Origin of the sequence: Sodalis glossinidius str. 'morsitans' (genome assembly GCF_000010085.1) — a bacterium.
GTDB lineage: Bacteria > Pseudomonadota > Gammaproteobacteria > Enterobacterales > Enterobacteriaceae > Sodalis > Sodalis glossinidius.
On the sequence record NC_007712.1, the window covers coordinates 3,457,700 to 3,480,264 of the forward strand.

18 protein-coding genes, 1 other RNA gene and 1 pseudogene are annotated in these 22,565 nt (G+C 56.7%); 5 read left to right on the top strand and 15 right to left on the bottom strand.

Translation table 11 applies throughout. The features are described from left to right. Window positions 1–28: 28 nt before the first annotated feature. The 6 genes from gcvH to SGP1_RS18390 form a co-directional block, all read right to left on the bottom strand. The gene (gcvH, locus tag SGP1_RS18365) at window positions 29–424 is read right to left on the bottom strand and encodes a glycine cleavage system protein GcvH (protein WP_011411731.1); all 396 of its coding nucleotides are present in this window, start codon (window positions 422–424) and stop codon (window positions 29–31) included. 26 nt (window positions 425–450) lie between these two features. After that, window positions 451–1,551, bottom strand: coding sequence for a glycine cleavage system aminomethyltransferase GcvT (gene gcvT, locus SGP1_RS18370; protein ID WP_011411732.1), 1,101 nt, complete (start codon window positions 1,549–1,551; stop codon window positions 451–453). Between the two features lie 356 nt (window positions 1,552–1,907). Next, on the bottom strand, window positions 1,908–3,125 hold the full coding sequence (ubiI, locus tag SGP1_RS18375) for an FAD-dependent 2-octaprenylphenol hydroxylase (protein WP_011411733.1): 1,218 nt from the start codon (window positions 3,123–3,125) through the stop codon (window positions 1,908–1,910). A gap of 31 nt (window positions 3,126–3,156) precedes the next feature. Then, complete coding sequence (ubiH, locus tag SGP1_RS18380) at window positions 3,157–4,335, bottom strand: 2-octaprenyl-6-methoxyphenyl hydroxylase (RefSeq protein ID WP_011411734.1); 1,179 nt, start codon at window positions 4,333–4,335, stop codon at window positions 3,157–3,159. Then, window positions 4,332–5,651, bottom strand: a complete 1,320-nt coding sequence (gene pepP / locus SGP1_RS18385; protein WP_011411735.1) for a Xaa-Pro aminopeptidase — start codon at window positions 5,649–5,651, stop codon at window positions 4,332–4,334. Before pepP ends, ubiH begins: the two co-directional genes overlap by 4 nt. A 75-nt stretch (window positions 5,652–5,726) precedes the next feature. Next, complete coding sequence (locus SGP1_RS18390) at window positions 5,727–6,326, bottom strand: YecA family protein (protein ID WP_011411736.1); 600 nt, start codon at window positions 6,324–6,326, stop codon at window positions 5,727–5,729. Between the two features lie 179 nt (window positions 6,327–6,505). On the opposite strand from SGP1_RS18390, the gene zapA reads away from it, so the two are divergent. From zapA to SGP1_RS18400, 3 genes are all read left to right on the top strand, one after another. Beyond that, a complete protein-coding gene (zapA, locus tag SGP1_RS18395; RefSeq protein WP_011411737.1) occupies window positions 6,506–6,835 on the top strand; it encodes a cell division protein ZapA in 330 nt (109 codons plus the stop codon). A 49-nt stretch (window positions 6,836–6,884) separates the two neighbouring features. Beyond that, window positions 6,885–7,068, top strand: a non-coding RNA gene (gene ssrS / locus SGP1_RS25890) — 6S RNA. A gap of 31 nt (window positions 7,069–7,099) precedes the next feature. Beyond that, the gene (locus SGP1_RS18400) at window positions 7,100–7,717 is read left to right on the top strand and encodes a 5-formyltetrahydrofolate cyclo-ligase (protein WP_243466102.1); all 618 of its coding nucleotides are present in this window, start codon (window positions 7,100–7,102) and stop codon (window positions 7,715–7,717) included. Window positions 7,718–7,831: 114 nt separating this feature from the next. Here the strand turns inward: SGP1_RS18400 and serA are convergent, their stop codons facing one another. Both serA and rpiA read right to left on the bottom strand, forming a co-directional pair. Then, window positions 7,832–9,064: a phosphoglycerate dehydrogenase gene (serA, locus tag SGP1_RS18405; protein WP_011411739.1), complete on the bottom strand. Its 1,233-nt coding sequence runs from the start codon at window positions 9,062–9,064 to the stop codon at window positions 7,832–7,834. 291 nt (window positions 9,065–9,355) lie between these two features. Next, window positions 9,356–10,012, bottom strand: a complete 657-nt coding sequence (gene rpiA / locus SGP1_RS18410; RefSeq protein WP_011411740.1) for a ribose-5-phosphate isomerase RpiA — start codon at window positions 10,010–10,012, stop codon at window positions 9,356–9,358. A 184-nt stretch (window positions 10,013–10,196) separates the two neighbouring features. Between rpiA and SGP1_RS18415 the strand changes: the two genes are divergently transcribed. Further along, window positions 10,197–11,078 carry a LysR family transcriptional regulator ArgP gene (locus SGP1_RS18415; protein ID WP_011411741.1) on the top strand — a complete coding sequence of 294 codons (882 nt, stop codon included), beginning with the start codon at window positions 10,197–10,199 and terminating at the stop codon, window positions 11,076–11,078. Window positions 11,079–11,203: 125 nt separating this feature from the next. Here the strand turns inward: SGP1_RS18415 and SGP1_RS18420 are convergent, their stop codons facing one another. From SGP1_RS18420 to pgk, 5 genes and pseudogenes are all read right to left on the bottom strand, one after another. Then, a complete protein-coding gene (locus tag SGP1_RS18420) occupies window positions 11,204–11,929 on the bottom strand; it encodes an oxidative stress defense protein (protein ID WP_011411742.1) in 726 nt (241 codons plus the stop codon). Window positions 11,930–12,119: 190 nt separating this feature from the next. Further along, window positions 12,120–12,728 (bottom strand): annotated as a pseudogene (locus tag SGP1_RS18425) (LysE family transporter). 336 nt (window positions 12,729–13,064) lie between these two features. Then, entirely contained in the window at window positions 13,065–14,042 is a 978-nt protein-coding gene (gene mscS, locus SGP1_RS18430) for a small-conductance mechanosensitive channel MscS (RefSeq protein WP_011411743.1), read from the bottom strand. Between the two features lie 348 nt (window positions 14,043–14,390). Next, window positions 14,391–15,467 (bottom strand): class II fructose-bisphosphate aldolase, encoded by a 1,077-nt coding sequence (gene fbaA / locus SGP1_RS18435; RefSeq protein WP_011411744.1) that lies wholly within the window; start codon window positions 15,465–15,467, stop codon window positions 14,391–14,393. 107 nt (window positions 15,468–15,574) lie between these two features. Further along, a complete protein-coding gene (pgk, locus tag SGP1_RS18440) occupies window positions 15,575–16,738 on the bottom strand; it encodes a phosphoglycerate kinase (protein ID WP_011411745.1) in 1,164 nt (387 codons plus the stop codon). A gap of 950 nt (window positions 16,739–17,688) precedes the next feature. On the opposite strand from pgk, the gene fliB reads away from it, so the two are divergent. Beyond that, window positions 17,689–18,567, top strand: a complete 879-nt coding sequence (gene fliB / locus SGP1_RS18445; protein ID WP_011411746.1) for a flagellin lysine-N-methylase — start codon at window positions 17,689–17,691, stop codon at window positions 18,565–18,567. Window positions 18,568–18,870: 303 nt separating this feature from the next. Here fliB and speB read toward each other — a convergent pair whose 3' ends face one another. Then, window positions 18,871–19,794: an agmatinase gene (speB, locus tag SGP1_RS18450; protein WP_011411747.1), complete on the bottom strand. Its 924-nt coding sequence runs from the start codon at window positions 19,792–19,794 to the stop codon at window positions 18,871–18,873. A 19-nt stretch (window positions 19,795–19,813) separates the two neighbouring features. Beyond that, window positions 19,814–21,727 (bottom strand): biosynthetic arginine decarboxylase, encoded by a 1,914-nt coding sequence (gene speA, locus SGP1_RS18455; protein WP_083764919.1) that lies wholly within the window; start codon window positions 21,725–21,727, stop codon window positions 19,814–19,816. Between the last annotated feature and the right edge of the window lie 838 nt (window positions 21,728–22,565).

Sequence of the window (22,565 nt, forward strand, 5' to 3'; positions counted from 1 at the left end):
CCCGGCGGTCGCGGCCGGGGCGTCGGCGTTATTCGTCTTCTTCGTCAATAGCGGCCTGATAAGCGGCGGCATCGAGCAATTCGTTCACTTCGCTGTCGTCGGTCGCCTTGATTTTAAACAGCCAGCCATCGGTGTAAGGCGCGCTGTTGACCAACTCCGGCGACGCTTCCAAATCATCGTTCACCGCCACGATTTCGCCGCTGATAGGCGCATAAATATCCGATGCGGCTTTCACCGATTCCGCCACCGCGCAATCTTCGCCGGCGGAAAACGTGGCGCCAACCTCGGGCAGGTCCATAAACACCATATCGCCCAACAGTTCCTGGGCATGCTCAGTGATCCCGACACAGTAAACACCATCGCCTTCATTAAGCACCCACTCATGGGATGCCGTATATTTTAATTCTGTCGGCACATTGCTCATCGCCATCCTCACTCTGACAAAGTTAGTTATTGCGCAACCGCTTTACCGGCGCGCACAAAACCGGGTTTGGTGACCTTAACCGGCATTTCGCGGTTACGGATCAAAACTATCGCCTGCTGGCCGATACCGGCCGGCACCCGCGCCAGTGCAATGCTGACGCCCAGCGTCGGCGAAAACGAGCCGCTGGTGATGATCCCTTGCTGCATGTTACCGGCAGCGTCGGTGAAATGGACTGGCAGGCCGTTGCGCAATACGCCTTTTTCAGTCATCACCAACCCGACCAATTGCTCGCCGTCGCCGGCGGCGCGCTGGGCCTCCAGCGCCTCGCGTCCGATGAAATCGCGCCCCTCCGGCCGCCAAGTGATGGTCCAGCCCATATTGGCCGCGAGCGGAGAGATCCCCTCATCCATTTCCTGACCGTAAAGGTTCATCCCCGCTTCCAGGCGCAGGGTGTCGCGCGCGCCGAGGCCGCAGGGCTTCACGCCGGCCGCCAGCAGTTGCCGCCAGAAATCGGCGGCCTGGGTTGCCGGTAACGCAATCTCGTAGCCAGCCTCGCCAGTATAGCCGGTGGTGGCAATAAACAACTCGTTGGCCTGAACGCCAAAAAACGGTTTCATTCCGCTTACCGCCTGCCGCTGTTGCGAGCTGAATAGCGTCTGCGTCTTGCTTTGCGCCTGCGGCCCCTGCACCGCTATCAGCGCCAGATCGTCGCGCACGGTCACCGTTACCTGATACGGCTCGGCGTGGCGGGTGATCCACTCAACGTCTTTATCACGTGTCTCAGAGTTGACAACCAGGCGGAATTCAATTTCGGAAAGGAAATAGACGATAAGGTCGTCTATCACGCCACCGGACGCATTAAGCATCCCGGTGTAAAGCGCTTTGCCGGGCACCGTCAGCTTGGCAACATCGTTGGCCAGCAGATGGCGAAGAAAATCGCGGGTGCGCGGTCCGGCTAAATCGACAATGGTCATGTGCGACACGTCAAACATGCCGACATCGCGCCGCACCTGATGATGTTCATCCAGTTGGGAACCATAGTGAAGCGGCATCATCCAGCCGTGGAAATCCACCATTTTGGCGCCGCTCGCGTGGTGCTCTTCATACAGCGGGGTCTGCTGAGCCATCTTTTCTCTCTTTCTCAATGGGAAGACAGATAATTACCGAAGCGCGCAAACCCCTTGCCCGAGCGGGTAATGAGGGCGGACGCAAACGATACCTTCTGGGCAGAAGTTATCACCGAACGGCGGTGGAAACCATAACTTAAATTATCGGCCTGCCGGAAAGCCACGTGAAAATTAAGGAAAGCAGAACTCTATTTTATGCTACCTATAGACGGATTACGGCGCACAATACAGGCACCGAGGTAGATAAATGGGAAGTTTAATAACAAAAAACCCCGCCACTGCTTTGTTAATCCCGGAGGGGTTTGACAATAAGATTAGAAAATGTAATCCAAATGACGCGGTAAAATTAGAATAATTCAGTCGAAGGACTCGCCCTCCAGCCAGGGGGGTAAATCATGCAATCCTATCGCCTGTTGAATGAAGCGTGGTTTCACGCCGGGGAGCGTATCCGCCAGCCGCAACCCCGCGTCGCGGACCCATTTTTTTAGCGGATGCTGGCCGGCGAAGAGCTCGCGAAAGCCCTGCATGCCCGCCAACATCAATGCGGCGCTCCGTTTGCGGCTGCGCTCGTAGCGTCGCAAGTACGGGTAATGGCCGATATCCTTGCTGGCTTTTCGCAGGCGACGCACCTCTCCCAGAAGCACCGCGACATCCATGAACCCCAGGTTCACGCCCTGTCCCGCCAGCGGATGGATGGTATGGGCGGCATCCCCTACCAGCACCAGACGATGGGCGGCGAAATTACGCGCATAGCGGCCGGTAAGCGGGAAGGTTTGCCGCTCCCCCTGCAACTCGCATAAACCCAGGGCCAGGCTGAAGTTTGTTGCCAGCGCGACGTTGAATGCCTCCGCCGGCGCCGTCAGGCGTTCACGCGCCACCGCCGGCAGCAGCGACCAGACGATGGAGCTTAAATGAGGATCGCTTAGGGGTAAAAACGCCAGAATACCGTCACCGTGAAACGTCTGACGGGCAATATTGCCATGCGGCTGCGCGGTGCGAACGGTGGCCACCAGAGCATGGTGTTGATAGTCCCAAAAGGTCAGCGGGATATCGGCATGGGTCCGCAGCAAGGAGTGGGCACCATCCGCTGCCACCACCAGCCGGGCGGTCAGCATTCGATCGTCGTCAAGGGTGATAAACGCTTCGTTTTCTCCCCAGGCCACCTGGCGCAGCGAGGCGGGCGTTATCAGCGTCACCTCCGCCAGTTCCCCCGCGCGTCGCCACAGCGCCTGTTGAATGACCGGATTCTCAATAATATGTCCCAGCTCTGGATACCCCAGCTCGGCGCCATCGAAGGCGATACGGCCAAAACTGTCCCGCTCCCAGACTTCCATGCCGCGGTAAGGATTGGCCCGTTCCACGGTGATGGCGTCCCAGACCTGCACATGTTGCAGCAGCAGCCGGCTGGCAGCGTTGATGGCAGAAACCCGTAGTGCCGGCCAATCGGCGGGAGGGATCGCCTCCGGCGCCTGACGCTCAATGACCGCCACGCGCAGTCCGCTCCCCTGCAGGCCGCAGGCCAGCGCCAGACCGACCATGCCGCCGCCGTTAATGACTATATCGAATGCTTGCATAGCGTATTGGATCCTTGCGTGCGGGACAGGGTCATCGGGCCACCCAGCCCAGCGTTTTACGCACCAGTGCATCGCGCAGCGACGGAATATGAGCCATGGCCAGCAGCCCCAGATTACGGCCGACCACTAACGGCAAATGACGGTTGGCGAATAGATGGATCAACCCGTCGGTGATGCCGACGGTACCCGCCTGATCCAGCTGACGACGCCGCTGATAGCACGACAGCACGGCATAGTCGCCGATATCTTCCCCCTGGGCCGCCGCCTGCGCCAGCGTTTCCGCCAGCGTTATCACATCGCGCAGGCCGAGGTTGAATCCCTGGCCGGCGATGGGATGCAAGGTCTGCGCGGCATTGCCCACCAGCGCCAGGCGGTGGGCAATATGCCGCTGCGCCGTGCGTAAGCGCAGAGGATAACACTGGCGTGCGCCGGCGGCGGTAATTCGTCCCAGCCGCCAGCCGAACGCCCGCTGCAACGCCTGACAAAACTGCCCGTCATCCCAGCCGGCAATCTCATGCCGAATCGAGGCCGGCAGGCACCAGACCAGAAAACTGCGCGCGCCAGACATGGGCAACAATGCCAAGGGTCCCTGGGCGGTGAACCGCTCGAAGGCGTCGCCGCCGTGGGGCACGGCGGTGGTGATGTTGGCGATAACCGCAATTTGCTGATAATCGCGCTGCCGCCATTGGATGCCGCACTGCGACGCCAGCGGCGAGCGCGAGCCGTCCGCCGCCACCGCCAGCCGCGCGTTGAGCTCCACGCCATTATCCAGGGTGATGATCGTCTTTTCGCGCTCGCGCCTGAGGCGCGTGAGCGTCGCCGGACAATGCAGCCGCACGCCGGGCGCCTCGCGCAGCAGCTCGAACAGCCGTTTACCGGCCGCATGCAGCTCCACGACATAGCCCAGCGCCGGCAGCTGATAGTCCTCGGCCGCGATCTGGACTTTCCCCAGGTGCCCTTTATCGCTCACCTCTACCCGGGTAATGGCGGTGGCGCAGGACGCCAGCGCCGGCCAGACGCCAATGGCGGTCAGCTCGCGGCAGGTCCCCTGCGCCAAGGCAATGGCTCGGGCGTCAAACCCCGGATGATCGCGGCTTTCCGGTGTCTCCGCCTCCACCAGATCGATTTGCAGGGTACCGCGGCTAAGATGCGAAAACGCCAGCGCCAGAGTCGCGCCGGCCATGCCGCCGCCAATAATGGTGACGGTCATCCTTGGCGAGCCGCCGCCATAAGGGTTTCAATCGCCTCAGCCTCCTTGACCACAGAGGCGGTGAGATTTTCATTACCCGTGGCAGTGATAACGATATTGTCCTCAATGCGGATACCGATACCGCGGTAAGGGGCGGGCACATCGGCGTCGCTGGCGATATAGATGCCCGGTTCGACGGTCAGCACCATACCCGGCTCCAGTATCCGGCTCCGCTCCGAAGAGCCATAATCACCAACGTCGTGGACATCCAGCCCCAGCCAATGGCTTAGGCCATGCATAAAAAACTGCTGATGCGCCTGTGCGGCAATCAACGTCTCCACCTCCCCTTTCATCACGCCAATCTTCACCAGACCGGCGACCATGATGCGCACCGCTTCTTCGCTCACCTCTTGAATACTGCGCCCCGGACCGTAGAGCTCAAGCGCGCGGTTAAGCATCGCCAGGACGAGATCATAGACAGCGCGCTGTTCCGGCGAGAAACGGCCGTTAACCGGGAAGGTGCGGGTGATATCGCCTGCGTAGCCCTGGTATTCACAGCCGGCATCGATCAACACCAGATCGCCGCTTTGCATGCGGGAGGCGTTTTCCGTGTAGTGCAAAATGCAACCGTTTTCACCGCTGCCGGCAATAGTGCTGTAGGACGGAAAGCGCGCGCCGTGACGGTTGAATTCATGCTGTATCTCGCCTTCCAGCTGATATTCGTACAGGCCGGGCCGGCATTGCTGCATGGCGCGGGTATGCGCCAGTGCGGTGATTTCACAGGCGCGACGCATCACCGCCAGCTCTTCCTCAGATTTGATAAGCCGCATCTCGTGCACCCAAGGCCGCCAGTCGACCAGCGTGGCCGGCGCCTGCAACTGCTGACGCACGCCGCGCCGCAGTTTATCCAGCGCGCTAAACAGCAGCTTATCGGCGAATTCATATTCTCCCTGCGCATGATAAACCACGTCCAGACCGTTGAGCAGCAGATGCAATTGACTGCCGATGTCGTCCCACGGCAACGCCCGGGAAACACCCAGGCGCTCCGGCGCCGCCTCCTGACCCAAACGGCGGCCGGTCCAAATTTCAGCGGTTTTATCCCGCACCCGGTTAAACAAGACGCTGTGGTGGTGGCTTTCATCGCTTTTGACCAGAATCAGCAGCGCCTGTGGCTCGTTAAAACCGGTGAAATACCAGAAATCACTGTTTTGGCGATAGGGATAGTCACTGTCGGCGCTACGCGTCGCCTCGGGGGCGGCAAAAATCAACGCGGCGCTTCCCGGCGCCATTTTCGCCAGCAACCCCTGACGACGGCGGGTATATTCTTGTGGAGTCATCGCTCCCTCCAGTCTAATTGAAATGCTCGGCTCGTGAGCCGCGGCCAAAACACCGGTTCAGATCCGGCGTTGTCGTCAATGTAATACCGGAGCGGCCGGCGCAGGCGCCGCGTCGTCATCCGGGCGGGGCGGGTTCAAGTCATTATGGCAAAGGATAGCGGCCATACGGACATACTCAATCACTTCCTCCAGCGATTGCGCCAGTTCCTCGCGGTCTTCGTCCTCGTCATATCCCAACTGGCCGATATTGCGCAGATCGTCAATCGCCTCGCGCACATCTCCTTGTACCTTGTCAAGTTGCACCACCACCACGCCCAGCCCCAGCAGAAAATGGTTCACCCAGCCGGCCAGCGCATCCACACGCGCAAAGAGCGCCGCGCCGCCGTCGTCGTCGTCGTCCGCCGGCAGCAGCAACTGAAATTGGAACGACGCGTCCGCCAACGCGGTGGCGGTGGCCTGGTGCAGCTCACGCAGCGGCCCGGCCAGCGTTTGGGTGAACGCCAGTCCGTCGTTGGTCAATTTATGTACCAGAAACTGCCAACCGTCGTTTTGCTTACCGCCGCAGAGTATCCCGCTAAGCAAGCCATGCATTTCCGCCGCGGTTAATGCCACTGCCTGTGCGGCCAACAGCCGGTTCAGATTTTCGTAATCGGGGAAGGTATTTTGTTTAGACATGCGCTTTCATCAATGTTGGCGGGATAAGTTAGTGTTATGCTACCACCAAGGTCCGTCGCTATACCAGAGAGGGCTTGTAACTTCTGTTTTAGATAAATTATAGTTGCGCCCCTTAGCGCCTCGTCGGCATTCATCTGCACAGGCGTGGGTTGGCGCGGTAACAAAGGCAGGAAGGTGGTATGTCCGCACAACCGGTAGATATTCAAATTTTTGGCCGTACATTACGGGTCAATTGCCCCCCTGAACAACAAGAAGCGTTGAATCAGGCGGCGGAAGATCTTAATCAGCGGTTGCAAAATCTGAAAGTTCGAACTAGAGTCACCAATACGGAACAACTTGTTTTCATCGCCGCCCTGAACGTCTGTCACGAATTGGCGCAGGAAAGGTTGAAAACCCGGGATTATGCAGCCAACATGGAACAACGTATCCGCCTGCTGCAACAAACGATTGAGCAGGCGCTGGTTGAACAGGGCCGCATAACGGAACGTCCGGGAAACCAGTTTGAATGACGACATACGCACCGCGGGGCCGATACCGAAACCGCGGGCGGAAAACCAAATTTCTCTGAGGTGTTCGCCAGCGGGTCAGTCCCTTGAGCCGATATTTCATACCACAAGAATGTGGCTATTCCTGACCGGTGCGCATGCTCGGCTTGTCCGAGAAGCCTTAAGGTCTCGACGCTACGTTCACCTTGAACCAAGGGTTCAAGGGTTACAGCCTGCGGCGGCATCTCGGAGATCCTCTTTAAGTACCGTTTCCCTATGACTTCGTTAATGGAAAAATCACTGCTGCGGCAGTCGCTGCGCAATCATATCCGCCTACGGCGCCGTGCATTGTCGCCGCAGCAGCAAACGGCTGCCGCCCAGCGCGTCGTCAGCCACGTCATGAACGACTCCCGCATCCATAGCGTCTACACCCTGGCCGTATTCCTGTCGTTCGACGGCGAGCTGGATACCCAGCCGCTGATTGACGCTCTGTGGGCCGCCGGCAAGCAGGTGTATCTGCCGGTACTGCATCCCTTCACCCCCGGCCATTTGCTGTTTATGCGTTATACCGCCGCCACGCCACTGGTGTTGAACCGGTTACGGATACGCGAACCTCAGCTGGACATCACCACGTTACTGCCGCTCGCCGGCCTGGATATACTGTTTACGCCGCTAGTGGCGTTTGATACCCAGGGGCAGCGCCTCGGCATGGGCGGTGGCTTCTATGACCGCACGCTGCAACACTGGCGGCCGCAGGCGGGCTTTTACCCTATCGGGCTGGCGCACGATTGTCAGCAGGTAGCAGAGCCGTTGCCGGTGGAACATTGGGATATCGGGCTTCCGGAAATTATCACCCCCTCCCGCCACTGGCGCTGGCATGACGCCGGGACGAAAAAAAACGGCTGACGCCTTTTTTCCCTTTATTTCCCAAACTGGAATGGCGCCAAGGCATGCGCCGGGTTTCCCTATACTCGCCGGCGGCGGTGATAGCCATCACGCACCGAGCATTGCTTTAAGCCATCAGTAAAGCAAACGGGCACGAATGGTGCCCGAAATCGCTTTCATCAATTGCAGAGCGGTGTCTTTCGCCGCGGTTTCAACATCAATGACCACATAACCGATTTCTGGCGTCGTTTGCAGATACTGTGCGGCGATATTGATCCCCAGCTCGGCAAAAATCTGGTTGATGCGGGTTAACACGCCGGGACGGTTTTCATGGATATGCAACAAACGGCTGACGCGTTCGCCATGCTCCGGCAGCGACACCTCGGGGAAATTCACCGCCAACAGGGTAGAACCGTTATCGGAATATTTGACCAGTTTGCCGGCCACTTCAATGCCGATATTCTCCTGGGCTTCCTGAGTAGAGCCGCCAATATGCGGCGTCAGAATAACGTTATCGAATTCACACAGCGGCGACGTGAAGGGGTCGCTGTTGGTGGCCGGCTCCTGCGGGAAAACGTCTATCGCCGCCCCGGCCAGATGTTTGCTGGCCATCGCCGCGCACAGCGCAGGAATATCCACAACCGTGCCGCGTGAGGCGTTGATTAACAACGAACCGGGTTTCATTTGGGCGAGTTCCGTTTTCCCCATCATATTGCGCGTCGACAGCGTATCCGGCACATGCAGACTTACTACATCACTCATGGCCAGCAGTTCGGCCAGCGTGGAGACCTGTTGCGCATTACCCAGCGTCAGCTTGCTTTCGATATCGTAGAAGAACACCTGCATACCCAGGCTTTCCGCCAAAATACTTAATTGGGTGCCGATGTGGCCATAACCCACAATCCCGAGCTTTTTACCGCGCGCTTCATAACTGCCCTGCGCCTGTTTGTTCCATTGACCGCGATGGGCCCGGGCATTGGCTTCCGGGATACCGCGCATCATGAGCAGCATCTCCCCCAGCACCATTTCCGCCACGGAGCGCGTGTTGGAGAAAGGCGCATTGAATACCGGAACGCCTCGCTTCATCGCTGCCGGCAGATCGACCTGGTTGGTGCCGATGCAAAAACAGCCTACCGCCACCAGTTTTTCCGCCACGGCGAAAACCTCTTCCGTTAGATGGGTGCGGGAACGGATGCCGACAAAGTGAGCGTCGCGGATCGCGTTTTTCAGCGTTTCGGTATCCAATGCGCCTTTGTGATACTCAATATTGGTGTAACCGGCGCGCTTCAAGTTCTCCAGTGCCGACGGGTGAACACCTTCCACCAGCAGAAACTTAATCTTATCTTTTTCCAACGATACTTTTGCCATTTCCCGACCCTTTAAGATACTCACGATGCGGCTGCGACGCGCAGCACTCCGACAAAATAACAAAATTTACCGGGCCGGCAACCGGCATGGGGCCGGGGGCAACAGCATAAGACACCGCCATAAGGTCAGGTTATCGATTAATCGTCTGGCAGGTTGGCAAACGTAACAATATCCGGTAGGCAAGGACGAAAAGCGTGAAATTAATCACTAAATTCAGGGTGGGAAAATAAAACATATTATCGGATTTTTATTAACATAGGCGGCAGGGTTAAACGCGTGCCGACGGTCGATTTAGCCAATGATTTTGACGCCCTGCTCGCTGCCGATAAGCGCCACATCGGCGCCGCGGCGCGCGAACAGGCCAACGGTAACGACGCCTGGGATATTGTTAATTTGCTCCTCAAGCGCCACCGCATCCATAATGGCCAGATTGTGGACATCCAGAATGATATTGCCGTTGTCGGTCACCACGCCCTGACGATAGACCGGTGCACCGCCCAGGCGAACCAATTCGCGAGCCACCCAGGCGCGAGCCATGGGGATCACCTCCACCGGAAGCGGAAAGGTGCCGAGCACGTCCACCAGCTTGCTGGAATCGGCGATACAGATAAACTTACGCGCCACGGCGGCGATGATTTTTTCGCGGGTCAGCGCAGCCCCCCCGCCTTTAATCATCTGCATGCTGCCGTTAATCTCATCGGCGCCATCGACGTAAATATCCAGAGAATCCACCTCATTCAGGTCGAATAACGGGATGCCCAGGCTTTGCAATTTGGCAGACGATGCCTCGGAGCTGGATACCGCCCCGTCGATTTGGTGCCTGACGGAGGCCAGCGCGTCGATAAAATGCGCCGCGGTAGAGCCGGTCCCCACGCCCACAATCGTGCCAAGCCGGACATATTTCAGCGCGGCCCAGCCAACCGCTTTTTTCAGTTCATCCTGCGTCATGGTCTATTTTTGCCCGTGTGCAATTCTGTGTGGGCGCCAGTATAAATCAATCTTCGCGGCAATGGCGTGAAGATTACCACAACCTCGGCCTCGTGAGGCCGTGAGTCGAGCGCGAGACATTGCGCACGCAATCGTGTAAAACTATGGCATAGTGCAGGGATATCATGCTGACAGGGGAAGATGAATGAAACGCCCGGATTATCGGACGCTCCAGGCGCTTGACGCCGTAATACGTGAGCGCGGTTTTGAACGTGCCGCGCAGAAATTGTGTATTACCCAGTCGGCCGTGTCGCAGCGCATTAAACAGCTGGAAAACCTGTTTGGCCAGCCACTGCTGGTGCGCACTATTCCTCCCCATCCCACCGAGCAGGGGCAGAAATTACTGGCGTTGCTGCATCAGGTGGAATTGCTGGAGGAAGAGTGGCTGGGCAGCGATACACCCTTGCTGCTGTCGCTGGCGGTTAACGCCGACAGTCTTGCGACCTGGCTGCTGCCGGCGCTTAAACCAGTGCTGAGCGATTTGCCGATTCGATTAAATTTACAGGTGGAAGACGAAACCCGCACCCAGGAACGCCTGCGTCGCGGCGAAGTGGTAGGCGCGGTCAGTATTCAACCCCAGCCGCTCCCGAGCTGTCTGGTGGACCGACTGGGCGCGCTCGATTATTTGTTCGTCGCGTCACCTTCGTTCGCGGCCCGCTACTTCCCCAATGGCGTCACCCGCAGCGCCTTGCTCAAAGCGCCCGCTGTGGCGTTTGATCATCTCGACGATATGCACCAATCCTTCCTGCAGCAGAACTTTGATCTCTCTCCCGGCAGCGTCCCGTGCCATATCGTTAATTCTTCGGAGGCCTTTGTGCAGCTGGCACGACAGGGCACCACCTGCTGTATGATCCCGCATTTGCAAATCGAACGCGAGCTGGAGCAGCGCGAGCTTATCGATTTGACGCCGGGGTTGTATCAGCGCCGCATGCTGTACTGGCACCGTTTTGCGCCGGAAAGCCGTATGATGCGTAAAGTAACAGATGCCTTGCTGGACCACGGTCATCAGGTCCTGCGTCAGGACTGACAAACGCGTGCACCGCGCACAGACCGTCTGACGGCCCGGCGCGGTTAATCTTTCTCCACCGTGTTGAACAGCAACCGGGACGGCGAGATGAACACCCACGCTCCGCCGGCCCAGATGCAGTGAAATTAGGGCTTTGGCTTCATTTCAAACACGACGTCCACTTGATCGTCGAAGTGAATTGACTGCTGGGCATAGGTTTGATCGGCATCGGCCTGGACGGAGGAGCTGGTGGCTTTGAACATCCGCACCGCCGGCATCGGCTGGTAATTGGCGACATGATAGCGAATGCTATATACCGACCCCAGCGAAGCATGGAAGCCTTCCGCCAGCGCACGCGCCTGCGCCGTAGCGTCATCAATCGCCTTCTGGCGGGCCTGAGCGCGATATTGCTCAGGATTGGCTACGCCTAGATCCACCGAGCGGATTTCATTCAAGCCCGCCTTCAGCGCGCCGTCCAACAATTCGTTGAGCTTATCCAACTGATGCAGGGTCACCTGCACCTGGCGCACCGCTTTATAGCCTTTCAGCACCGACTCGCCGGTTTTGAGATAATCGTATTCCGGCTGGGTTCGTAAATTGGCGGCATTGATATCTTTGCTGGCGATGCCGTTCTTCTTGAGGAAGTCGAAATATTGCGCAACACGGGTATCGGCCTGCTTTTTGGCATCCGCAGCATCTTTGGACGAAATGGACACCTCAATGGACAGCGTGGCAATATCCGGCATCGCATCGACGGAGGATGTCCCCGAGGTGACGACATGAGGTCCCTGCGGCAATTCGGCCGCCAAAGCCGGCATGATATGGGCTCCCAGTCCTACGATGGCGGTTAACACCTGTGCTTTTACCTTCATGCTTCCTCCCGGGGAATATGACTCGCTGAATGTGTAACGTAACCAAGTATATCATCCCCCTTTTCCCTCGGGGGACAACGTTATTTGCAGTTTTTTACCGTTACGTTTATACCAGTTGCCAGCCTATCCTGTTGCCGATGATCAAAACTATAGGATAAGTTCTGAATAACGCCTATGCGGCACGGACTGCCTAAAAAGCAACCAGCAGCCTGAACATCCGCCAACCCTGATGGAGAAGTTGCAGCGCTACGCACCACATGACAATGCCCACCAGTCACTGAATGGCGCGCTGCACCCGGGGTTGAATAAGCCAAGGCGCCAACCCGTAAAACCAGACCAGTGAAGCGCTGATGGTGCCGCCGGCAAACCAGCCGCGATCCGCAGGCGCCAATTGGCCGGCGACGCTACCGAGTATCACCACCGTATGAGGATTGAGCCAGGTCAACGCGAGAATGGTCAATAGCACCCTACGTCGGCTACTGCCGGCGGTCGCCCGCGTATCGCCCTGCGTCACCGTGCCTCACCAGCCGTTGCGCAAGGCGCAAAAACCATAGCCGCCGAGAAACAAAACGACGGCCAGCGTGATCGCCAGCAATAGCCACGGCGAGCGGCCAACCAGCGCTGCGCCGCCGGACACCCCCGCGCAGATAAGCAACAGATCGCTGATGAAACACAGCGTCGCAGCCAGCAAAAAATATTGCCGCCGTATCCCCTGATTCATCACCATCACGTTCTGCGGCCCGATAGGCACAATCAAGGCCATGCCGAGAAAAAATCCTTGTAAGAACAAACGCCACATATGCCGCCCTGCTGGTTGCCTGTTGAGGCGGGCAGTTTACCGGCCGTCCGGCGACGGTTGAAATGGAATGATCTTATCCCCGATAAGCGGCGTTAATGTGTGCCCGCGCCGACGGCGCGAGGGGAAATGATAAATTGGCGTGCGGCGGTGCGCAATGCGACCCAGGTCGCTCAGGAAAACGGGTCAGGCGCCTTGCGCAGCACCCACAGGCTGACGGGACGCGGGGTATCAGGGATGGGAAATACCGCGCCGCCGGGCATTTATCGTTGCCCGGCGGCAAGGTGCGACTCTACTTTTAACCTGCCTTGGCGGCGCGCAGCACTATATAGCGCCGGCTTAGGCGACCGGCTCCGGCTTGCCGGTATCGGCGTCGGGCTGCGATTGCACCTGCTGGCTCTCTTCCTCGGCACGGGCGGCGTCTAATGAGGTCGCGGCGTTAGCCATTTGCTGATCCTGCTCAGACCGCGCTTTCGGCGCGCGGTAGAGATGCACATCCATTTGCGGATAGGGAATACCGATCTGATGCTCATCCAGAGCAACCTTGGCTTTTTCCAGCAGGTCGAAAGTCGCGTTTTTCTGATCGCTGCGCGGAACCCAGGCCCGCACCATGAAATCCATCGAGGACGGGCCCAGCGCATTTAACCGCACGGTCAGGCCCATATCCTGAATCACGCGGCTATCGGCGACCAGAATATCGGTAATCAGCTTCTTCACGACATCGATATCGGCATCATAGCTGACGCTGATGATGGTATCGATTAACCGGTTCGGCTCTTGGGAGAAGTTGGTAATATTGCCGGAAAGAATTTTGCTATTGGGCACCACCACAATTTTGCCGTCATAGGTTTTCAGCGTGGTGGAGAAGATCTGCACTACCAACACTGTACCCGAAGTGCCAGAAAAATCCACATAGTCGCCGGCGTGGAAATGGCGGAAGGTCACCAGCAGCACCCCTGCCGCAAAGTTGGACAGGGACCCCTGCAGGGCCAGGCCGATAGCCAAACCGGCGGCACCGATAACGGCGATGATCGAAGCGGTCTGTACGCCTATCCGGTTTAGGGCGGCGATAAGGGTGAAAATCACGATGCCGTAGCGCAAAACCGCCGAGACGAAATCGGCTACCGTGGCGTCGATGTGACGCGCCTTCATCATCCGGTTCAGTGTACGGGCGACAATCCGCGAGATCAGCAAACCGATAAACAGGATAATGATCGCAGCGACGATATTGACCGCGTAATGGATCAGTAACTCTTGATTATTAACCAGCCAGTTGCCGGCATGATTGATTTTATCAACAACGTCTATATCTTCCATTTAGGTTTTCCGCTCTGGTGTATTTCAAAGGTCTCTCGGCCTGGCGCCGATGACAAAACAGTATTAAGCCTATACCGCAACGCCCCATTTTGCCAATAGCATTGGCAAAATGGGTATAAAAAATCCCTATTTTTCATTTAGTTAATAAAGGCTGCGGTCCTTGTTATCTCTGACCGTTGCCCGCCCCGACAGGGCGTCCGCTCCCGTCTCAGGGAACAAAAAAACCGCGCCATCCAGAGGAGAGACGACTTTCCGGTGGATAGTGCGGCGATTAACGTCCAACCCGCATCACGGCGGGAGGGAACACATGGCCCCACACCGCGCTACGCGCGGTGTGGGGCCACTCAGTTACAGTACGTCGATAGCGTTCAGTTCTTTAAAGGCCAGCTCCAGGCGCGTCGCCATGGAGGCTTGACCGGCGCGGATCCACACACGCGGATCGTAGAACTTCTTGTTGGGTTTATCGGCGCCTTCCGGGTTGCCCAGCTGTGCCCGCAGGTAACCTTCGTTCTTCTGGTAATATTTCAGAATCCCTTCCCAGGTGGCCCACTGAGTATCAGTATCGATATTCATTTTAACCACGCCGTAGCTGACGGCTTCCTTGATTTCTTCCGGCGTAGAACCTGAACCGCCGTGGAAGACCAAATTCAGGGATTTGGCCGGCAGACCAAATTTTTCCGAAACGTATTTTTGCGAATTATCCAGAATTTTTGGCGTCAGCTGCACGTTACCCGGCTTGTAAACGCCATGAACGTTGCCGAACGCGGCCGCAATGGTGAAACGCGGGCTGATGGCATGTAGTTTTTCATAGGCATAGGCGACATCTTCCGGCTGGGTGTACAGCGCGGAGTTATCCAGATGGCTGTTGTCTACGCCGTCTTCTTCACCGCCAGTGCAACCCAGCTCGATTTCCAGCGTCATATCCAGCTTGGCCATACGCGTCAGATATTTCGCGCTGATTTCGATGTTCTCTTCAAGCGACTCTTCGGACAGATCGATCATATGGGATGAGAAAAGCGGCTTGCAGGTGGCGGCATAATGTTTCTCGCCGGCGTCCAGCAGTCCGTCAAGCCACGGCAGCAGCTTCTTGGCGCAATGGTCGGTATGCAGAATAACGGGGATGCCGTAATGCTCGGCCATATGGTGCACATGCAGCGCGCCGGACACCGCGCCCAGGACGGCCGCAGTCTGACCTTCGGCTTTCAAGCCTTTGCCCGCGATAAAGGCGGCGCCGCCGTTGGAAAATTGCACGATAATCGGAGCGCGCACCTTGGCAGCCGCTTCCAGCGCGGCGTTAATGGAATCGGTGCCTACACAGTTGACAGCGGGCAGAGCAAAGTTGTTTTCTTTCGCGACAGCGAACACTTTCTGAACGTCATCACCGGTGATGACACCTGGTTTAACAAAATCGAAAATCTTAGACATATTACTTTGTCCTGTTTTGTAGGCCATTAAAAGGGGTGACTTCTCACCGCGGCCCGAGCCTGTGTACCAGCCGCGGCGAACACCGGTGGCGTGCGCCCGCTCAATACTTATTGTTTCGCGCGTTCTTCAAGCATGACCACCGCGGGAAGTTTCTTGCCTTCGACAAATTCAAGGAAAGCGCCGCCGCCAGTGGAAATATAGGAGATTTGATCGGCAATGCCAAACAGGTCGATGGCCGCCAGGGTATCTCCGCCGCCGGCTATAGAGAATGCCTCGCTATCGGCGATAGCGCGGGCTACCACCTCGGTGCCTTTACGGAAATTGGCGAACTCGAACACGCCGACCGGACCATTCCACAAAATGGTTTTGGCGTTTTTCAGAATTTCCGCCAGACGGGCGACGGAAACATCGCCCAAATCCAGAATCTGTTCACTGTCTTGAATTTCGCTGGTGGATTTCAAGGTTGCGGTCGCGGTTTCAGAAAATTCGGTAGCGACGCGAACATCGGTCGGTACGGGAATATCGCTGCTTTCCAGCAGGCGTTTGGCTTCCGAGATCAGGTCGGCTTCGTAGAGCGATTTACCGACGTTATGCCCCTGCGCCGCAACGAAGGTGTTGGCGATGCCGCCGCCGACGATGAGCTGATCGGCAATTTTCGACAGTGAATCCAATACAGTCAGCTTGGTGGAGACTTTTGAACCGCCAACGATGGCCACCATCGGCCGGGCCGGGTTATCAAGCGCTTTGCCCAGCGCTTCCAGCTCATTGAATAGCAGCGGGCCGGCGCAAGCGACGGCCGCGAATTTACCTACGCCGTGGGTGGAGGCCTGAGCGCGGTGGGCGGTACCGAAGGCATCCATGACGAACACGTCGCACAGCGCGGCATATTTCTTCGCCAGGGCTTCGTCATCTTTCTTTTCGCCCTTGTTGAAGCGCACGTTTTCCAGCACGACCAGTTCGCCCTCGGCGACATCTACGCCATCAAGGTAATCTTTGGCCAGACGCACCGGCGCGGAGAGTTTATTTTCGAGATAATCCACCACCGGCTGCAGCGAAAACTCGGCGTTATATTCCCCTTCAGTCGGGCGGCCGAGATGGGAGGTCACCATGACGCGCGCGCCCTGTTTCAGTGAGTCTTCGATAGTAGGTAGAGAGGCGCGGATACGCGCATCGGACGTTACTTTCCCGTCTTTAACCGGCACGTTCAGATCGGAACGGATAAATACACGTTTACCAGCCAGATCCAGATCGGTCATCTTAATTACAGCCATGGTGAACCCTCTTGTTTGATGCTTGCTAAATTGCCTGAGCGGCGGGGAAAGGCTTCCTCACACCGGACCAATAGTCGCTTGTGACCCCGTCCATTCAATGCCAATGGGCCAGGCCTGATTCTCTGTCATATCAGACGCTTAAACGTTGTCCTTTACCCGCTCACCACGGCGGGCGACCTGCCGGCGGCGCGCAAAGCATGTCAGCCTGACTAATAATTCTCTGTTATCAACTATATCACGAAATAACGCCAGTGCCCGCTTTTGCCATCCGCTCGGGGAGTAAGACCGCACGCAACATCACTTGCCGGGGTCACGGCCGCCGTGATCGCCAAGCTGATGAATGAATCGATTCATCTAGAATAATCAAATCTGGTCGCGCGGCAGGAATAAATTTGCTGATTTTATGATACAGATCTTCTTAATGGCTCAAAATTATCGCGCCGGGGCCATGACAATTCCAACGATTCCGTCTACTACCGACGGTCTGTTATCCGCTCTGAATACGTTAGCCGTCGCGACCGGGAGACGAGGGTGCCGGGGTGCGGGTCGCCGGGGACTGGCAAGCCTGAACGCCCGGCCAAAATGGTGCCAGAGGAAGAGTCTGCCGGCGGTCATAAAACGGCGTGCTTTTGTCGCGGTCTTATGGCGATTGCCGGGCGACCTCAGCTGATAACGTGCCCCCCTTACTTTTCCTAATGCCAGAGTTTAATGCATGAAACTGCATCGTGAGATCACGCCTGTTTTCTATAGAAATTTCAAATGACGAGGCGAGCAATGCCTCTCCCACTGCTGCCGCGGGTGGGCGATTCATATAGATAAAAAACCTACAAAATATATAATCCTGATCATTAAATATAAGTGAAATATATTACCGAAAAATATCTAATTCCTCATAGCTCAGAACAGCATAATCAGCGCTACGCCTATATCGCGCTAAAAGAGGATGGCGATTGCCCTTTTCTCAACCAAAAAAACTGTGCAACATCTACCTGACGCTGGGTCCGAATGCATTGAGCCGAACCTGCCAAACCTATCCGCGTATTGAAACGTCCATCCAAAGTTATCGCCAGCATTCATTAAGTTCGTCGTGTCCGGAAGCGGTACACCTGGTGCTGTTTGACCCCGATGCATTGAAATATGAGAAAAAAACCAGCGTAAAACGCACTAAAATCACCGAGTCCGCCGGCAGCACTCGGCGAGAAGACGTTACTCAGGAGCGACAGATTATTCAGTTATTCTGCCGTCATTTGATTATAGCGCACAGCCCCTTTATCGAAGACAACCTGTATGCTTTAGTACAGTTTATGATCTTCTTACAATCGCTGAATTATCGGGTGGAAGAGAATTACCCACGGGTGGAAAGTCTGTTTACCTCGCTCGTCAAGGAGTTGACGGACGGCCAGATTTATCAAAAAAGAAAGGCTATCACCACACCGGCCAGACACCACTGCAAATTCTCTTTGCTTTTGGTGATGCTGCGTTTTTTCACCACCACGGGACGATCGCGACAATACTTACTTTCCTCGGTTGGCGATACTATGCAATTTTTTGGTCTGCAAGACGAAACGTTGCAAGCGGCTATGCCCGAGAATTGGCAAATATTGGATGACGAATGGAGAAAACTGCTTAACGACAGTTGCCTGACCGCACCGCACGTCCTTAAGAACTATTTTTTGTATCTGTTCCATCACACCACATTCGGCTTAAAGGATCTTAGCCATAGCTTAAGAACTTTATATTACTATTTTATCGATTTTTTCTACCTGAAAACCTTGCTATCGGTACAGTCGGTCCGTGCGGCGCCGTATCGGAAGAAGCGGTTCAGTTAACTTTTAGTCATTACGCCACCGTGACGATGCACTCCGCCCATTTCCGGCCCCAGCTTGATGCGCTCATCGATAAACTGAATTATGGCGACGACTTGTCGTGCCTGTTGTTATTGAACTAGACCTTACCCGCGGGCAAACGGCGCGGCCGCCCGCGGCACGGCTCGCGCCGCGGACGAAAGCAGACAAACCATGTCGTTTGCCACTGCGGGCGCAGAAGTGGACGTCGCGCAAGTCCCGCGTCTGGCGGACCCTTGGCGCGTGCTGGCAAAATCGCTGGGGTTATCCAGCACACCGCCTTTCCCGTCAGTCGTCGCCCCGCTTGGCACCCTGGATGTAAAGCATTTCCAGCGCCAGCGTGGCGGCGACCAGCGCGGTAATCTGCGCCTGATCGTAGGCCGGCGCGACCTCGACGATATCCATACCAACGATATTCAACGGTTGCAGCCCGCGCACCAGCTTTAACGCCCGATCGCTGGTCAGGCCGCCGATAACCGGCGTACCGGTGCCGGGCGCCGCCGAAGGATCGAGACAGTCGATATCAAAGGTCAAATAGACCGGCAGGTTACCCACAATCTGCTTCACCTGCGCCAGGATGTCATCAACGCTGCGGTCATTAACCTGTCCCGCATCCAGCACGGTGAAACCGTTATCGCGTTCAAACTCGGTGCGGATGCCTATCTGCACAGAATGCGCGGGGCTGATTAACCCTTCGTTTGGCGCATGATAAAACATGGAGCCATGATCGAACTTGCTGCCGTTGGCATAGGTATCGGTGTGAGCGTCAAAATGCACCAGCGCCATTTTGCCAAAGTGCTTGGCGTGGGCGCACAGCAACGGCAGGGTAACGAAGTGATCGCCGCCGAACGACAGCATCCGCTTGCCGGCCGCCAGCAGCCGCTCGGCGTGGTCCTGCAATTTATCGCAAAAATCCTGCGCATCGCCGAACTCATACACCAGATCGCCGCAATCGACCACTTTCAAGCGCTTACGCACATCGAAATCCCATGGCCAACGGCAGCCTTCCCAGGCCAGGTTGGTGGAAACCTGGCGTATCGCGGCGGGCCCGTGCCGGCAGCCGGCACGTCCGGAGGTGGCCATATCGAACGGAATACCGGTGATGACCCAGTCGGCGTCCGTGGCATATGGGTTGAATTCCAGCGGCAAACGCAAGAAACCAAAAGCATTCGATACCAGCGAGTTATCGTAATTATGACCCAGGGTCGTCATCTTCATTCCTTACTTAACGTTATTCATCTTCCAGATAAGTGTAACCGTACAGGCCCGCCTCGAATTCCTCCAGGAATTCACTTTGCAATCCAGCATCCAGATCGGTGTCTTTCACCTGGTCTCGGAAACGGGTCAGCAACACGTCGGGATCCAGCTGCACATAGCGCAGCATATCGGCGACGGTATCCCCTTCGTCCGACTCGTTCAATTCCATGCTGCCGTCCTTGAACACATACACATCGACGGCCGCGGTATCGCCGAACAGATTATGCATGTTACCGAGGATTTCCTGGTAGGCGCCCACCATGAAAAAGCCGAGGGGCGGCGGGTTATCGGCATCATAGGGCGGCATCGGCATGGTGGTGGCGATGCCGTCGCCATCAATATAATGATCAATGGTACCGTCAGAGTCACAGGTAATATCCAACAGTACCGCACGCCCTTCCGGCGGTTTATCCAGTCCCGCCAGCGGCAGAACCGGGAACAATTGGTCGATACCCCAGGCGTCCGGCATCGATTGGAACAGCGAGAAGTTCACGTACAGCTTATCCGCCATGCGTTCCTGCAATTCATCGATAATCGGCCGGTGGGCGCGATTACTAGGGTCGAGCTGCGTCTGGATCAAGCGGCAAATGCTGAGATACAGCTGCTCCGCCCAGGCACGCTGCGTCAAATCCAGCATACCGTGAGTATATTGTGTATGAACATCATGCAGGTCCATCTGGCTGTCGTGCAACCATTCACGTAACGAACGGCGGTTGCGCGGCTCTTGCATCTCCTGCCAGGTCTGCCACAGGCTTTCCAGCGCGCGCGGGGCGTCCGCTTCCGGCGGGTGTGGTTCGCTGAATTCATTGCGCTCCACGCCGATAACATTCGACACCAGCACGGTATGATGCGCCGTTACCGCCCGTCCAGACTCGGTAATGACCGTTGGGTGCGGCAGGCCGTATTCATTACAGGCATCGCCGATGCCCCAAATGACATTGTTGGCATACTCGTTCAGGCCATAATTGGCCGAGCCGTCGGATTGGGAACGGGTGCCTTCATAATCGACCCCCAAACCGCCGCCGACGTCGAAACATTCAATACGGACCCCCAGTTTATGCAATTCAACATAAAAACGCGCCGACTCACGTACGCCGGAAGCGATATCGCGAATATTCGACAATTGGGAACCCAAATGGAAATGCAGTAATTGCAGACTGTCCAACCGCCCTTTCGCACGCAGTAGATCGACCAGTTGCAGCACCTGCGCCGCCGCCAGACCGAATTTGGACTTCTCGCCGCCGCTGGATTGCCATTTGCCGGAGCCCTGAGAGGCCAGACGGGTGCGTACGCCGAGGCGCGGTACGACATTCAGCCGTTCTGCCTCTTCAAGCACCAGTGTAATTTCGGAAAGTTTTTCAATCACCAGATAGACTTTATGGCCGATCTTCTCACCGATAAGCGCCAGACGAATATATTCCCGATCTTTATAGCCGTTGCAGACAATCACCGTGCGGGTCATGCCGGCATGAGCGATCACCGCCATCAGCTCTGCCTTGGAGCCGGCCTCCAGACCCAGGGGCTCACCGGAGTTGACCAGTGACTCGATAACGCGGCGGTGCTGGTTAACCTTAATCGGGTAAACCAGAAAATAGCCGCCCTGATAGCCAAAGGAATCCCGCGCGCGCTGGAAAGCGGCGTTAATGGAACGCAAACGGTGTTGCAGGATCTGCGGAAAACAGAACAGCGCCGGCAGACGCTGGCCGTCGGCTTGACGCTGTTTCACCAATTCGGCCAGATCGACGCACGCTTCGGGAAAGTCCGGATCCGGGCAAACGCTGATATGACCCAACTCATTAACGTCATAGTAGTTATTGCCCCAGTACGTGACATTATAGGTTCGCAGCATTTTACTGGCGTCGCTGTCGTTCATGGCTACCTCCTGCATTGAGCGCAAAGTGTCTTTTCGAGCCGCGCGGCTCCGGGTTCGGTCGCGAGTCAGTCATGGCGGCATCCTCCCGGACGCGAAGCCCGCTTGTCGACCCACATCGGGTAAGCGCCGGCAACAGAACCCCGCCCGCGCGCAACGAGAGCGGCAAGAAACGCCGCCGGCGTCCGGTCTATCCAGACAGTAATTGTAAAACACCTTGGTGAACTCCGTGCTACAGGATGGCGGAACGCCATCAATTAGGATCGCATGAAAGGCAGACTGACCCGAAATCAGAACCCCGCGGCACTTAGCCGGCCTGGGCGTCCTGAGCCGCTCCGGTCGGGCGGCGACTTCGACAAGAAAGGATACACGCGCCCCACACGGGAGACGGGGGGCAGAAACGACTGGCATCGTACGCGTCATGAATCCTGTCTCTCCTGAGCAAACGCGGCCCGGAACCGCCGGGGCCGGAGATTGAGTGTAAAAGGTTTGCGCGCCTTTTCGGTTAATTTTTACGTTACCTGATTGTTAACGCGCGCGATTTTATACCTCCGTAGGGGGAAAAAAGCAAAATGAAATTGGCCTATGTCACTTTATTGACGTTTTTTTGTCCTTTGTAGCATCGGGCTGATTTATTTCAGCCAAAAAATTACTGGCGTTCAACCAACACACTGCCCTAAAATAGCCATCCAGAAGTTAATCCATCTATACTGATTAACTGTTTTACTGCTGAACAACAGTTTCCGGGGGAGGCAGCATGACGCGTACCGTCATCATCAGGGCATCGTGCATTGCGGGTGCCCCGTCCCCAGCGCTACACAGTCATTTCCAACCCGCATCCAAAGGTAAAAAGACC